This window comes from Basilea psittacipulmonis DSM 24701, from assembly GCF_000743945.1.
GTDB classification, from domain to species: domain Bacteria; phylum Pseudomonadota; class Gammaproteobacteria; order Burkholderiales; family Burkholderiaceae_B; genus Basilea; species Basilea psittacipulmonis.
Window position 1 is genome coordinate 1,853,993 of record NZ_CP009238.1, and the last position, 13,209, is coordinate 1,867,201.

General features: G+C 42.2%; 22 protein-coding genes. All 22 read right to left on the bottom strand.

Annotated features, from left to right (window positions below; all coding sequences use genetic code 11):
* Positions 1-278 precede the first annotated feature (278 nt).
* Positions 279-1,034 (bottom strand): amino acid ABC transporter ATP-binding protein, encoded by a 756-nt coding sequence (locus IX83_RS07955; protein ID WP_038501168.1) that lies wholly within the window; start codon positions 1,032-1,034, stop codon positions 279-281.
* A gap of 10 nt (positions 1,035-1,044) precedes the next feature.
* Positions 1,045-1,803, bottom strand: a complete 759-nt coding sequence (locus IX83_RS07960; protein WP_051919571.1) for an amino acid ABC transporter permease — start codon at positions 1,801-1,803, stop codon at positions 1,045-1,047.
* Between the two features lie 10 nt (positions 1,804-1,813).
* A complete protein-coding gene (locus IX83_RS07965; RefSeq protein WP_038501170.1) occupies positions 1,814-2,578 on the bottom strand; it encodes an amino acid ABC transporter permease in 765 nt (254 codons plus the stop codon).
* An 82-nt stretch (positions 2,579-2,660) separates the two neighbouring features.
* Positions 2,661-3,554 carry an amino acid ABC transporter substrate-binding protein gene (locus tag IX83_RS07970; protein WP_038501172.1) on the bottom strand — a complete coding sequence of 298 codons (894 nt, stop codon included), beginning with the start codon at positions 3,552-3,554 and terminating at the stop codon, positions 2,661-2,663.
* A 131-nt stretch (positions 3,555-3,685) separates the two neighbouring features.
* Positions 3,686-4,582 carry an amino acid ABC transporter substrate-binding protein gene (locus tag IX83_RS07975; protein WP_051919574.1) on the bottom strand — a complete coding sequence of 299 codons (897 nt, stop codon included), beginning with the start codon at positions 4,580-4,582 and terminating at the stop codon, positions 3,686-3,688.
* 154 nt (positions 4,583-4,736) lie between these two features.
* Positions 4,737-5,114 (bottom strand): 50S ribosomal protein L17, encoded by a 378-nt coding sequence (gene rplQ / locus IX83_RS07980; RefSeq protein WP_038501174.1) that lies wholly within the window; start codon positions 5,112-5,114, stop codon positions 4,737-4,739.
* 134 nt (positions 5,115-5,248) lie between these two features.
* Positions 5,249-6,232, bottom strand: a complete 984-nt coding sequence (locus IX83_RS07985) for a DNA-directed RNA polymerase subunit alpha (protein WP_143244823.1) — start codon at positions 6,230-6,232, stop codon at positions 5,249-5,251.
* Positions 6,233-6,343: 111 nt separating this feature from the next.
* A complete protein-coding gene (gene rpsD, locus IX83_RS07990) occupies positions 6,344-6,967 on the bottom strand; it encodes a 30S ribosomal protein S4 (protein ID WP_038501179.1) in 624 nt (207 codons plus the stop codon).
* A gap of 27 nt (positions 6,968-6,994) precedes the next feature.
* On the bottom strand, positions 6,995-7,390 hold the full coding sequence (rpsK, locus tag IX83_RS07995) for a 30S ribosomal protein S11 (RefSeq protein WP_038501182.1): 396 nt from the start codon (positions 7,388-7,390) through the stop codon (positions 6,995-6,997).
* A 15-nt stretch (positions 7,391-7,405) separates the two neighbouring features.
* A complete protein-coding gene (rpsM, locus tag IX83_RS08000) occupies positions 7,406-7,771 on the bottom strand; it encodes a 30S ribosomal protein S13 (protein ID WP_038501186.1) in 366 nt (121 codons plus the stop codon).
* A gap of 31 nt (positions 7,772-7,802) precedes the next feature.
* Positions 7,803-7,916 carry a 50S ribosomal protein L36 gene (gene rpmJ / locus IX83_RS08940; protein WP_014752488.1) on the bottom strand — a complete coding sequence of 38 codons (114 nt, stop codon included), beginning with the start codon at positions 7,914-7,916 and terminating at the stop codon, positions 7,803-7,805.
* Positions 7,917-7,940: 24 nt separating this feature from the next.
* The gene (infA, locus tag IX83_RS08005) at positions 7,941-8,159 is read right to left on the bottom strand and encodes a translation initiation factor IF-1 (protein ID WP_038501190.1); all 219 of its coding nucleotides are present in this window, start codon (positions 8,157-8,159) and stop codon (positions 7,941-7,943) included.
* Between the two features lie 9 nt (positions 8,160-8,168).
* Positions 8,169-9,479, bottom strand: a complete 1,311-nt coding sequence (gene secY, locus IX83_RS08010; protein ID WP_038501193.1) for a preprotein translocase subunit SecY — start codon at positions 9,477-9,479, stop codon at positions 8,169-8,171.
* A gap of 16 nt (positions 9,480-9,495) precedes the next feature.
* On the bottom strand, positions 9,496-9,936 hold the full coding sequence (gene rplO / locus IX83_RS08015) for a 50S ribosomal protein L15 (RefSeq protein ID WP_077315808.1): 441 nt from the start codon (positions 9,934-9,936) through the stop codon (positions 9,496-9,498).
* Positions 9,937-9,947: 11 nt separating this feature from the next.
* Positions 9,948-10,133 (bottom strand): 50S ribosomal protein L30, encoded by a 186-nt coding sequence (rpmD, locus tag IX83_RS08020; protein WP_038501196.1) that lies wholly within the window; start codon positions 10,131-10,133, stop codon positions 9,948-9,950.
* A gap of 3 nt (positions 10,134-10,136) precedes the next feature.
* The gene (gene rpsE / locus IX83_RS08025; RefSeq protein WP_038501199.1) at positions 10,137-10,658 is read right to left on the bottom strand and encodes a 30S ribosomal protein S5; all 522 of its coding nucleotides are present in this window, start codon (positions 10,656-10,658) and stop codon (positions 10,137-10,139) included.
* Positions 10,659-10,673: 15 nt separating this feature from the next.
* Complete coding sequence (rplR, locus tag IX83_RS08030; protein WP_038501201.1) at positions 10,674-11,039, bottom strand: 50S ribosomal protein L18; 366 nt, start codon at positions 11,037-11,039, stop codon at positions 10,674-10,676.
* A 19-nt stretch (positions 11,040-11,058) separates the two neighbouring features.
* Positions 11,059-11,592, bottom strand: coding sequence for a 50S ribosomal protein L6 (rplF, locus tag IX83_RS08035; RefSeq protein ID WP_038501205.1), 534 nt, complete (start codon positions 11,590-11,592; stop codon positions 11,059-11,061).
* A 12-nt stretch (positions 11,593-11,604) separates the two neighbouring features.
* On the bottom strand, positions 11,605-12,000 hold the full coding sequence (gene rpsH / locus IX83_RS08040; protein ID WP_038501207.1) for a 30S ribosomal protein S8: 396 nt from the start codon (positions 11,998-12,000) through the stop codon (positions 11,605-11,607).
* 11 nt (positions 12,001-12,011) lie between these two features.
* Positions 12,012-12,317 carry a 30S ribosomal protein S14 gene (gene rpsN, locus IX83_RS08045; protein ID WP_038501210.1) on the bottom strand — a complete coding sequence of 102 codons (306 nt, stop codon included), beginning with the start codon at positions 12,315-12,317 and terminating at the stop codon, positions 12,012-12,014.
* An 11-nt stretch (positions 12,318-12,328) separates the two neighbouring features.
* Entirely contained in the window at positions 12,329-12,868 is a 540-nt protein-coding gene (gene rplE, locus IX83_RS08050) for a 50S ribosomal protein L5 (RefSeq protein ID WP_038501212.1), read from the bottom strand.
* A 10-nt stretch (positions 12,869-12,878) separates the two neighbouring features.
* Positions 12,879-13,199 carry a 50S ribosomal protein L24 gene (rplX, locus tag IX83_RS08055; protein WP_038501214.1) on the bottom strand — a complete coding sequence of 107 codons (321 nt, stop codon included), beginning with the start codon at positions 13,197-13,199 and terminating at the stop codon, positions 12,879-12,881.
* Positions 13,200-13,209: the final 10 nt, after the last annotated feature.

Below are 13,209 nucleotides of genomic sequence, written 5' to 3' on the forward strand. Positions count from 1 at the left end.
TATCTTACTGCTCAGCATACCTTAACTATTCATCACGCCATTCTTCTTTAATAATTCATGTAAAGTAAGCAAATTAAAAGGGAATGCTTTCTGATTCTTGGCCGTTTCTCGTTTTTGTGATGGATGACGCTCCTTACTGCTTTCCATGTTCTAAAAATTCATATAGAAATGATCACAACATCTTTTTATTTTTTCCAATAAAAAACCTCCAGATAATATCACTCTGGAGGTTTGTCATGACAAACTGAGCGTCTAATCATTCTCACGCATAGTATTAATTAGTGGCTTAAGATCTTCGACAAGAAAAGTTTGGCACGATCAGAACGAGCATCTGGGTTACCAAAAAACGCTTCTGCTGGGCAGTCTTCAACGATCTGGCCTTTGTCCATAAAGATAATACGATCGGCTACTTTTCGTGCAAAGCCCATCTCGTGAGTCACCACCATCATGGTCATCCCCTCTTTGGCAAGATCCACCATGACGTCTAATACTTCATTCACCATCTCTGGGTCCAAAGCTGACGTAGGTTCATCAAATAGCATTGCTGTTGGATTCATGGCTAGCGCGCGTGCAATCGCCACACGTTGTTGTTGTCCACCTGATAACTGGCCTGGAAACTTATGAGCGTGTTCTTTTAGCCCCACGCGTTCTAACAACTCTAACCCTATTTTTTTGGCTTCCTCTTTACTACGTTTTAATACTTTAACCTGTGCCAACATTAAATTTTCTGTTACGGTCAAATGCGGGAATAACTCAAAATGCTGAAACACCATACCAATCTGTGAACGTAATTTAGGCAAATCGGTTTTCTTATCGCCCACAGAAACGCCATGAACAAAGATTTCGCCAGCTTGGAATGGTTCTAGTGCATTGGCTGTTTTAATCAACGTGGATTTACCTGATCCTGATGGACCGCAAACCACGACCACCTCGCCTTTTGAAATAGCGGTTGTACAATCTGTTAAGACCTGAAATTTGCCATACCACTTACTTACGTTTTTAAACTCAATTACTTTTTCATCTGTGTGAGACATCATCTTTACCTTAACGAATAATAGCCATGCGTTTGTCTAAATAACGCACGATCATGGAACCAATAAAAGAAACGATAAAAAATACAACTGCTGCAAAAATATACAACTCCACTTGATTTCCTGTATTGTCCGCCACAATACGTGACAATCCCAATAAATCACGCAAAGATAAAGCCGCCACCAGTGAAGTATCTTGGAACAACACAATGACCTGAGTAAATAACACAGGAAGCATATTTCTAAATGCTTGGGGCAATACAATTTGCAACATCACTTGGTGATACCTTAGCCCTAAAGCATAACCCGCTGCTGGCTGACCCTTGGGAATCGCATTAATCCCTGCTCGCATAATCTCGCAAAAATAAGCCGCTTCAAACAGGGTAAAGGTGACGACCGCACAAATAAATCCATCCAATGCAACCGGCGTTATCATGCCAAGATCAATGCCATGCACCCATTTTGACCAATAAAAATTAAGGAAGCCAATAACATAAGGCACCAAGAAAAACATCCAAAAAAGCACCATTAGAATGGGAATCGCACGGAAAATATTAACATAACTAGCTGCGGTCCATCTCACTAGTTTAATAGAGGATAAACGCATGGCGGCTAAAACTGTTCCCAGTAAAATAGCCAATACCGCCGATATAACCGTAATCTTTAACGTTAATACCAATCCATTTGCCAAAATATCAGGTGCATACTTTGCAATCACGCCCCAATCAAACGCCAACGATAAAGAAAAACTCTGAATCCAAAAATTGCTCATTCATTTCTCCTTATTTTGAGGTAACAAAACCGGGGATTTGTACCCAACGTTCTACGCGACTCATCACAAACAAAATAAATAGATTAATCACGATATACAAGACTGTTGCGGCGATATAGGCAGGAAATATTTGAAACGTTGACTCTGCCATAGATGTCGCTGCTCCTGTAATTTCAATCAACCCAATAACTGATGCTACAGACGAGTTTTTCAGCAAATTCAACATTTCAGAAATGGTAGGAGGCAAAATGATTCTAAACGCCACTGGGAGCAATACATATCGATACATCTGAGTACGTTTGAGTCCCAACGCCGTTGCTGCCATAGATTGTCCTCTTGGCAAGGAGCGAATGCCTGAAGACAGCTGAATGGCAATCCGAACCGAAGTAAATAAACCTAAACACAACACCGCCGATAACATGGCATCATAAGGATAGGTAAAGCTTGTAAAGAATCGACCCAATGGCCCTGGCAAAATATGAGGAATAACATAATACCAAAGGAATAATTGGACCAATAAGGGGATGTTACGAAATACTTCTGTGTAAAGAATACAGATTGTTCTTATCCACGTGCTTTTACTAGTCAGACCAATGCCAACCAATACACCAATCACCATGGCGATCAACCATGCGTACAGGGAGACTAATAAGGTCCATTCAACGGCACCTGTAAATAACTCAACGTAAGTAACTCCTGTATCCGATGTGCTACAGAATAAGGACAACCATGAAGCGGTATCTGATGATGTGCATACTAGCGACGAAATACTCATGTTGTTTCTCTAATTTAAAAGGGTGACATGCGTATTTCTTATGCCACCCTGTATCTAATCTAACGTTTAGATAATAATAAGATTATTGGTAGTCTTTAGGATCCCCTGAACTGGTTGGATTTACCAATACTTTCTTCAACTCCTCAGACATAGGTAAGTTCAAATTAATATTCTTAGGAGGGATGGGGTTCATAAACCATTTATTATAAAGCTTTTCGACCGTTCCGTCTTTCATCATCGCAATCACCGCATCATCGATCAATGCTTTCAATTCTACGTCATCTTTTGGATAAATCAGACCATATGGTTCTACTGTATTTGCCTTATCATTTATTACGTAACGGGCAGGATCTTTAGAGTTAGCCACTAACCCAGCCAACAATACATCATCCATGAAAAAGGCTTTGGCACGACCTGTTTCCACGTTCAAAAAGCCCGCCGCATGGTCTTTTGCAGGAATCACGCGCATCTCTAATTTCTGATCCACATTTACCTGATTCAACCATTTTAAACTGCTCGTACCTGCACTGGATGTCACTGTTTGGCCTTTTAGATCTTCCAAACTATGAATATGATCATCTTTTACGGATACAAAACGTGAAGCCGCTACATAAGTAGTTGGTGCAAATGCAACCTGTTTCTGACGTTCTGGGTTATTTGTTGCCGAGCCACAAACCAAATCAACAGAACCATTTTGTACTAATGGAATACGCGTTGCAGAAGTCACAGGCACCAAGTTTACTTGGATTTTCTTGCCTAAATTTTCTTCTAAAGACTTCACAATACCGTAACAAATATCCATCGCATAGCCGATGGGCTGATGATTATCATCTAAGTAAGAAAATGGGATAGAAGCATCTCTATGTCCCATGTTTAGCACGCCTGTATTTTTAATCTTATCTAAACGAACACCGGCCTGTGCTCCCACGGCAACACCTGCAACCACAGCCATCAACGCTAAACGAGATAATTTCATAATCTGACTCCTCAAAAATTTGGCATTCGCCACCTATCTCAATTCATTTATTCTATCACTGTTGTAAAGATTTCATACTAGGGTTTTACCCTATATTCAAGGCAATTACCCCATCCTATTTTGCCCAAAACTTACTGATAATCATCAGGATTGCCCGAGTTAGTCGGATGTTTCACCGCTTTTTTCAAAGCATCAGACATTGGCATATTTAACTGAATATTCTTAGGTGGAATCGGACTCATAAACCATTTCTGATACAGAGTCTCCAATCTACCGTCTTTCATCATGTCTTTAACCGCTTGATCAATCGCTTCTGATAAGGCTTCATCACCTTTTGGATAAATTAAACCGTAAGGCTCCACTGTATAGGCTTTCGAGCTAATACGATAACGACTCGGATCTTTAGCATTTGCCACCAACCCCGCCAATAACACATCATCCATAAAAAACGCTTTCGCACGCCCTGTTTCTACATTTAAAAAGCCGCCTGAATGATCTTTGGCAGGAATAATACGATAATTCAGTTTTTTATCTTGGCTGATTTTATGCAACCACTTAATATTACTGGTTCCTGCGGTCGATGTCACCGTCTGATTTTTCATGTCTTCTAAATCTTCAATACGGTCGTCAGCCACCGAAACAAATCGTAAGGCGGTCACAAAAGTCGTCGGTGCAAAAGAAACCAATGCTTGTCTTTCTAAGTTATTCGTCGCGGAACCACACACCAAATCTACCGTGCCATTTTGTACTAAGGGAATTCGTGTTGCAGAGGTCACTGGCACTAAATTCACTTTCAGCTTAGTGTTTAGTTTCGCTTCGATCGCTTTAACAATTTCTTTACAAATATCAATGGAATAACCGATAGGCTGATGATTGTCATCTAGGTAAGAAAAGGGTAAAGACGCGTCCCTCGTTCCTAGATTTATCGTTTTCGTGTTTTTAATATTCTCCCATCTCACGCCTGCATTCGCTGTAAAGCCCACCACGCCTGCCAATACACCCGATACTAAAATTTTTATATAGTTCATCTCATTCACTCCTTTGTTCACTTTCTTAATATTAAAACAAAGTGTTCATGATAAAAATACTGGTTTATACCAATTATCGAGCGGAAATAAAAAAGACCTAGATATCAATTCCTTTTTGGAAAGATATTCTAGGTCTATCAGAAAGCAAACTAAATTATTCTTCGCTTGCCTCAGCTGCACGGTCAACTAACTCCATGTAAGCCATAGGAGCGTTGTCACCTTGACGGAAACCCATTTTAAGGATACGAGTATATCCACCCTTACGCTCTTTAAAGCGAGGGCCAAGTTCGTTGAATAATTTTGCAACGGCTTCGTGACTGCGAAGACGTGCGAACGCTAAACGACGATTAGCTACTGTAGGCTCTTTTGCCAAAGTAATTAATGGTTCTACAACGCGACGTAATTCTTTCGCTTTAGGAAGTGTTGTTTTGATTGCTTCATGCTGAATTAAAGAAACAGACATGTTGCGGAACATAGCCAAACGATGGCTAGAGGTACGATTTAATTTACGTAAACCATGACGATGACGCATGATATTTCCTTTTTTTAAATGAGAGATAATCTCTCGGTTCTTCTATCTCACCTCATGCTTTTACACAAGGTGAGCGGACTCAAAAAATAAAACGTGAAATCTGTTAACGTTCAAACAGACTCCGTCTTACACCATTAACGATCTAAATCAACAGGTGGCCAGTTTTCTAACTTCACACCTAATGTTAGACCACGAGCAGCTAAAACATCTTTAATCTCAGTCAATGACTTACGACCAAGGTTAGGTGTTTTCAGCAATTCGTTTTCAGTACGTTGGATCAAATCACCAATGTAGTAGATATTTTCTGCTTTCAAGCAGTTAGCAGAACGTACTGTCAATTCTAAATCATCTACTGGACGTAGAAGTACTGGATCGATCTGTGGTGTGCCACGACGTGGTGTTTCACCGATTTCTGTTGCACCTTCTAGTGCCGCAAAGACAGAGATCTGATCCATCAAAATACGAGCAGATTGACGAACAGCTTCTTCTGGAGAAATAACGCCATTCGTTTCAATATCCATAATAAGTTTGTCCAAGTCTGTGCGTTGTTCAACACGAGCGTTTTCAACGTAATAACTCACACGACGTACAGGACTAAATGAAGCGTCTAACACGATGCGTCCGATGCTATGAGAACGATCATCTTGTAATGCACGAACGTTACCAGGAACATAACCACGTCCTTGTTCAACCACAATCGTCATCTCAAGCTTACCGCCTTCAACCAAGTTAGCGATAACATGATCGGGATTTAACACTTCCACATCATGAGGTAAATTAATGTCACTAACTTTTACGGGACCAGGTGTCGATTTAGAAATCGTCACTTCCACACGTTCACGACCGTGAAGTTTAAATACAGCACCCTTTAGATTTAACAAAATATCAACGACATCTTCGCTAACACCAGGAATCGTAGAGTACTCATGTACTACGCCTTCGATTTTTACTTCTGTCGGTGCATAACCTGTCATAGAAGAAAGCAAAATACGGCGTAATGCGTTACCTAACGTATGACCGAAGCCACGTTCAAAAGGCTCCATCACGACACGAGCATGGTGTTTACCTTTTGGTTCTACCTCGATAGCACGAGGTTTTAGAAAGTTTTGTGACATAATTAATATTCCTTTTCAATACCCTCGGCTCGTTACACCGATAAGGCTGATGGATAACAACGAAAGCCTAGTATTTTAACAAAAATACTAGGCCATGAGATAAAAACGCTATGATTAACGAGAATACAATTCCACAATCATAGATTCGTTAATACCGTGAGCAACATCAGAACGATCAGGAACTTGTTTAAACGTACCTGTGAACTTAGCTGGATCCACTTCAACCCACTGAGGGATGCCGTTAGCAACCGCTAAATCCAATGAGTCTTTAATGCGAACCTGTTTCTGAGATTTCTCACGAATAGATACCACATCACCTGCTTTAACCAAAAGAGATGGGATATCTGCTTTTTGGCCATTCAAACGAATAGCTCCGTGGCTAACCAACTGACGTGCTTCTGCACGAGTTGAACCAAAGCCCATACGATAAACAACGTTATCTAAACGAGACTCTAGCAACTGGATCAACGTTTCACCAGTGTTACCACGACGACGTTCAGCTTCTGCAAAGTATTTACGGAACTGTTTCTCTAACACACCGTACATACGTTTCAGTTTCTGTTTTTCGCGTAATTGCAAACCATAATCAGATGTGCGCGCACCAGAAGTACGTCCATGCTGACCAGGTTTTGATTCCATTTTGCATTTTGAATCTAAAGAACGACGACCGCTCTTCAATCCTAAATCAATACCTTCGCGGCGTGAAAGCTTACACTTAGGGCCGGTATATCTTGCCATGATCTTATTTCCTTAAATGATTAACCGTTAAATACGACGACGTTTTGGAGGACGGCAACCATTGTGCGGAACTGGCGTGATATCAGAGATACCGGTAATTTTAATACCCAACGCATTAAGAGCACGAATAGAAGACTCACGACCAGGTCCTGGACCTTTTACGCGTACTTCTAGGTTTTTAATACCATACTCTAATGCTACACGTCCCGCTGACTCGGCTGCAATCTGTGCTGCAAAAGGCGTCGATTTGCGTGAGCCTTTGAAGCCCGCACCACCCGACGTCGCCCATGACAAGGCATTGCCTTGACGGTCAGTAATTGTGATAATAGTGTTATTGAAAGATGCGTGAACGTGAGCGATACCGTCAGTCACTACCTTTCTTACTTTTTTACGTGCGCGTGAAGCGCCTGAAGCTTTCGCCATATTAGCTATCCTCGATTATTTCTTGAGTGAAGCAGCTGCACGGCGCGGTCCTTTACGTGTACGAGCGTTAGTGCGCGTACGTTGACCGCGGACGGGCAAACCACGTCTGTGGCGCATGCCACGATATGTACCTAAGTCGATCAAACGTTTAATCGATAATTGTACTTCGCGTCGCAAATCACCCTCTACTGTAAATTCGCCAACTTGTTCGCGAATTTTTTCAAGTTCTGAATCTGTTAAATCTTTAATTTTCTTGTCAAAAGGTACGCCAGCGACTGTGCAAATTTTGCGAGCGCGTGAACGACCAATTCCAAAAATCGCTGTTAAACCGATTTCAGCGTGTTTTTGCGGCGGAATGTTAATGCCTGCGATACGGGCCATGACTTTTCCTCGTTATTCAATCTCAGGGGAATTAACCCTGACGTTGCTTATGTCTTGGATCTGTACAAATTACTCGTACAACTCCGTGACGTTTAATGATCTTGCAGTTACGGCAGATCTTTTTCACTGATGCCATTACCTTCATTGGTAAACTCCTAATTGGTTCGCTCTATTTAGAACGAAATACGATTCTTCCACGTGACAAATCGTAAGGCGTAAGCTCTACGGTAACTTTATCGCCCGGAAGAATACGAATATAGTGCAAACGCATCTTACCAGAAATATGGCCAAGCACTACGTGACCATTCTCTAGTTTGACACGAAAAGTAGCGTTCGGTAGGTTCTCTACGACCTCACCCTGCATTTGTATAACGTCGTCTTTTGCCATGATTACTCCTTAGCCACGAAAACTGGTTTTACGTAGCAGTGAATCATACTGCTGCGACATCATATATGCCTGGGTTTGGGACATAAAGTCCATGGTAACAACCACGATAATTAGAAGCGATGTTCCGCCAAAATAGAACGGAATATTTGGCCATTCCATGCGTAAAATCTCGGGTAACAAACATACCAATGTAATGTAGATTGCACCTACAAGCGTTAAACGCATTAGAATCTTATCGATATACTGAGCTGTTTTTTGTCCAGGGCGAATGCCTTGGATGATAGCACCGCTTCGTTTTAGATTATCTGCCACTTCTTTACTATTATACTGCAAAGCGGTATAAAAGAAACAGAAGAAAACCACAAAGCCGACAAACAGCGTAATATATAATGGTTGACCTGGTTGCAATGCTGCCGACAAATCACTTAACCAACGAATCTCTCCTGATTTAGAGAAAAGATTTGCAATCGTTGCGGGTAATAAAATAATGGATGAAGCAAAGATGGGAGGAATGACACCTGCCATATTCAACTTCAAAGGTAGGTGGGTTGTTTGGCCACCATAAATCTTATTACCAACTTGACGTTTGGTATAGTTCACCGTAATGCGACGCTGACCTCGTTCTACAAACACCACCAAAGCAGATACCAATACGACTAACGCTAGAATTACTAACGCAGAGAACGTACCAATCTGTTGTTGGCTGACCAATTCAAACATGGAAGCGATTGCCGTAGGAAGCCCTGCAACGATACCCGCAAAAATCAAGATTGAGATACCATTACCTAAACCTCGTTCAGTAATCTGTTCTCCTAACCACATCACAAAGATACTGCCTGTTACCAAGCTAACAACCGTTGTAAAGGTGAAGAAGAATCCAGGATGAACGGCCAAACCAGGCTGTGCCTGAAGAGTGGTCGCAATACCGACTGCCTGAATTGCAGCAAGCACCACCGCACCATAACGCGTATATTGCGTAATTTTACGTTGGCCTGCCTGACCTTCTTTTTTCAATGCTTCCAGCTGTGGAACAACGGCTGTAAGAATCTGCATAATAATCGATGCGGAGATATAAGGCATAATACCTAACGCAAAGATGGAGAAGCGTGATAACGCTCCCCCTGAGAACATATTCAAAAAGCCTAAAATCCCACTAGACTGGCTGCTAAAAAGATCACGCATAGTTTGAGGGTTGATTCCAGGTACTGGAATATGCGTTCCAATACGGAAAACGACCAATGCCATGAGCAAAAATACAAGACGCTGACGTAAGTCACCGTAATTTTTAGTTGTCTTGTTTGCTGCCTGTGCTTTAGCCACACTAAACCCCTTTTACTTACTCAAACGTACCACCAGCAGCTTGAATTGCTTCACGAGCACCTGCTGTTGCTGATAGACCTTTAATAACGACTTTGCGATTAATCTCGCCAGTCTTAATGATCTTAGCGAAACGTACGCATTGACGTACTAAATTAGCCTTTTTCAAAGCCTGAACATCTACTACATCGCCTTCAACTTTTGCCAAATCAGCAAGTGTTACTTGGGCATATAGATGTTGACCTAATGGTGTAAAGCCACGTTTTGGTAAACGACGTTGTAAAGGCATTTGACCGCCTTCAAAACCGACTTTATGGAAACCGCCAGAACGAGATTTCTGACCTTTGTGACCACGACCAGCCGTTTTACCTAAACCTGAACCAATACCACGTCCAACACGACGCTTAGCATGTTTACTGCCAGCGGCTGGACTTAATGTATGTAATTGCATTTCTGACATTATCGTACCTCTTACACTTGAGTTACAGAGACAAGATAGTCTACTTTGCGGATCATACCACGAACTTCTGGTGTATCTTTTAATACTCGGCTGCTGTTAAGCTTGCCAAGACCTAAACCGCGAACGGTGTCACGGTGATCTTTACGAGTACCGATCACAGAACGTACCAGTGTAACTTTGATTTGTTTATCTGCCATGACTTACCCCAAAATCTCTTCGACGGTTTTGCCACGTTTGGCAGCCACATCAGATGGTGTTTGGCATGAACGCAAACCATTCAATGTAGCACGAACCATGTTGTAAGGATTACTAGAACCAAAGCTCTTAGCAACAACGTTACGAATACCCATTACTTCAAAAATCGCACGCATTGGGCCACCAGCGATAACGCCAGTACCTTCTGCAGCTGGAGAAATAAGTACCGTAGACGCACCATGTTTACCTACAACAGTGTGGTGCAAAGTACCATTATTTAAAGGAATCTTGTCCATACCACGACGAGCTTGTTCCATTGCTTTTTGAACTGCCACTGGCACTTCGCGAGCCTTGCCCTTGCCCATACCAATACGGCCATCGCCATCACCTACTACTGTAAGCGCAGCAAAAGACATGGTACGACCACCTTTTACAACTTTACTAACACGGTTTACCGCAATCATTTTTTCGCGGTAAACATCATCTCTTTCTTCAGCGGCATTTTTGCCTTGTGCTTTAGTAGACATATGACAATTCCTCGCTTAAAATTTCAAGCCAGCTTCGCGTGCAGCTTCTGCCAACGCTTTCACACGGCCATGATAACGGAAACCAGAACGATCAAAAGCAACAGATTCTACACCAGCTGCTTTTGCTTTTTCTGCAACGCGCTTGCCTACGATAGTCGCAGCCGCTACGTTTGAACCAGATTTCTTCTCAGCAGCCAAAGCACTACGAACTTCAGGTTCTAGTGTTGATGCAGAGAAAAGTACTTTGTCGCCTTCTGGCGAAATAACGTTCGCATAAATATGCTGGTTAGTACGATGTACGCACAAACGATGTGTACGTAGTTCCGCAATTTTGCGGCGACTAGCCTGTGCACGGCGCAAACGGGATAATTTTTTGTCCATAATGTTGCCCTATATGCGATTATTTTTTCTTAACTTCTTTGATAACAACGTGTTCATCAGCGTAACGAACACCCTTACCTTTATATGGCTCAGGTGGACGATAACCACGAATCTTCGCAGCTACTTGACCAACCGCTTGTTTATCAAAACCTTTAATAACGATCTCAGTCTGGCTTGGGCATTCAGCCTTAATGCCAGCTGGTAGCGGATGAACGACATCATGCGAGAAACCTAACTCAAGTTTCAAGTTAGTACCTTGAACCTGTGCACGATAACCCACACCCACCAATGTAAGACGACGCTCAAAGCCTTTGCTTACACCGATGACCATGTTATTCACCAAGGCACGAATCGTACCTGACATCGCTTGTGCATGACGTGTGTCATTTGTTTTAGCAAATGTCAACTTACCGTCTTCATGCTTAATCGCAACATCGCCTGAAAGTGGCTGGTTTAGTTCACCTAAAGGACCTTTTACACGAATGTTGTCAGAAGTGATAGTCACTTCAACACCACTCGGTACGACTACTGGATATTTAGCAATACGTGACATACTCTATTCTCCTTACGCCACGTAGCACAAAACTTCGCCGCCCACACCTTCTTTGCGAGCTTTACGGTCAGTCATGACGCCACGTGAAGTTGATACGATAGCCACTCCCAAACCATTCATCACTTGAGGAATGCTGTTGGTACCTTTATAGATACGCAAACCAGGACGTGACACACGTTCAATACGCTCGATAACAGGACGACCAGCGTAGTATTTCAAAGCGATTTCAAGCTCAGGCTTGTGTTTTTCGCCTTTGATTTCAAAGTTTTCAATATAGCCTTCATCTTTCAGCACAGTAGCAATAGCTACTTTTAGCTTGGAGGAGGGCATTCTTACCGAAAGTTTCTCGACTTGTTGTGCGTTACGAATACGCGTCAACATATCGGCAATAGGATCGCTCATGCTCATTTATAAATCTCCTACCAACTAGCCTTAGTCATACCTGGTACTTCACCACGCATTGCCATTTCACGCAATTTGTGACGAGTAAGACCAAACTTGCTGAACACACCACGAGGGCGACCAGTAATCACACAACGATTGCGATAACGCGTTGGGTTAGCGTTACGAGGCAACTGTTGCAACTTTAGACGAGCTTCATAACGTTCTTCGTCTGTTTTAGATGTATCGTTAATAATCGCAACTAAAGCAGCACGCTTGTTAGCAAACTTAGCGATTAGCTTAGCGCGTTTTACATCACGGTTAATGAGTGATAATTTAGCCACGTCATTTCCCCTTAATTACGGAATGGGAAACGGAAAGCTGCTAATAGCGCTTTTGCTTCCTCATCTGTTTTAGCACTTGTTGTGATGCTAATGTTCAAACCACGAAGTGCATCGATTTTATCATACTCAATTTCAGGGAAAATGATCTGTTCTTTTACCCCGATATTGTAGTTACCACGGCCATCGAATGCACGACCAGAAACACCGCGGAAGTCACGTACACGTGGCAACGCAATGTTTACCAAACGATCCAAAAATTCATACATACGTTGACCACGAAGTGTCACCATACAACCGATTGGATAGTTTTCGCGAATCTTAAAGCCAGCAATCGCTTTACGAGTCTTCGTAACAACAGGTTTCTGACCAGCGATCTTTGTCAAATCGCTTACCGCATTTTCGATAACTTTACGGTCAGCCACTGCTTCAGACACACCCATATTTAGAGTGATTTTCGTAATGCGAGGCACTTCCATTACACTTTTGTAACCAAACTGTTTTGTTAGTTCAGCTACGACTTTATCTCTGTATATATCTTGTAAACGTGTCATGACTTACCTCTTAACCCTTAACACCTACTACTTCACCAGTAGAACGATATACACGAGTTTTGTGACCATTTTCAACCTTAATCGCAACTTTATCTTTCTTACCCGTTGCAGGGTTAAAAATCGCTACATTTGACACATGAATTGGCATCGCTTTATCCACAATACCACCTTGTGTGTTCGTGTATGGATTAGGTTTCTGGTGTTTCTTAGCAAGATTTACACCTTCTACCAAAACGTAGTCAGCATCAACACGAGCAAGCACAGCACCACGACGGCCTTTGTCCTTACCAGTCAACACGATTACTTCATCACCTTTACGAATTTTCTGCATCTTATGCCCC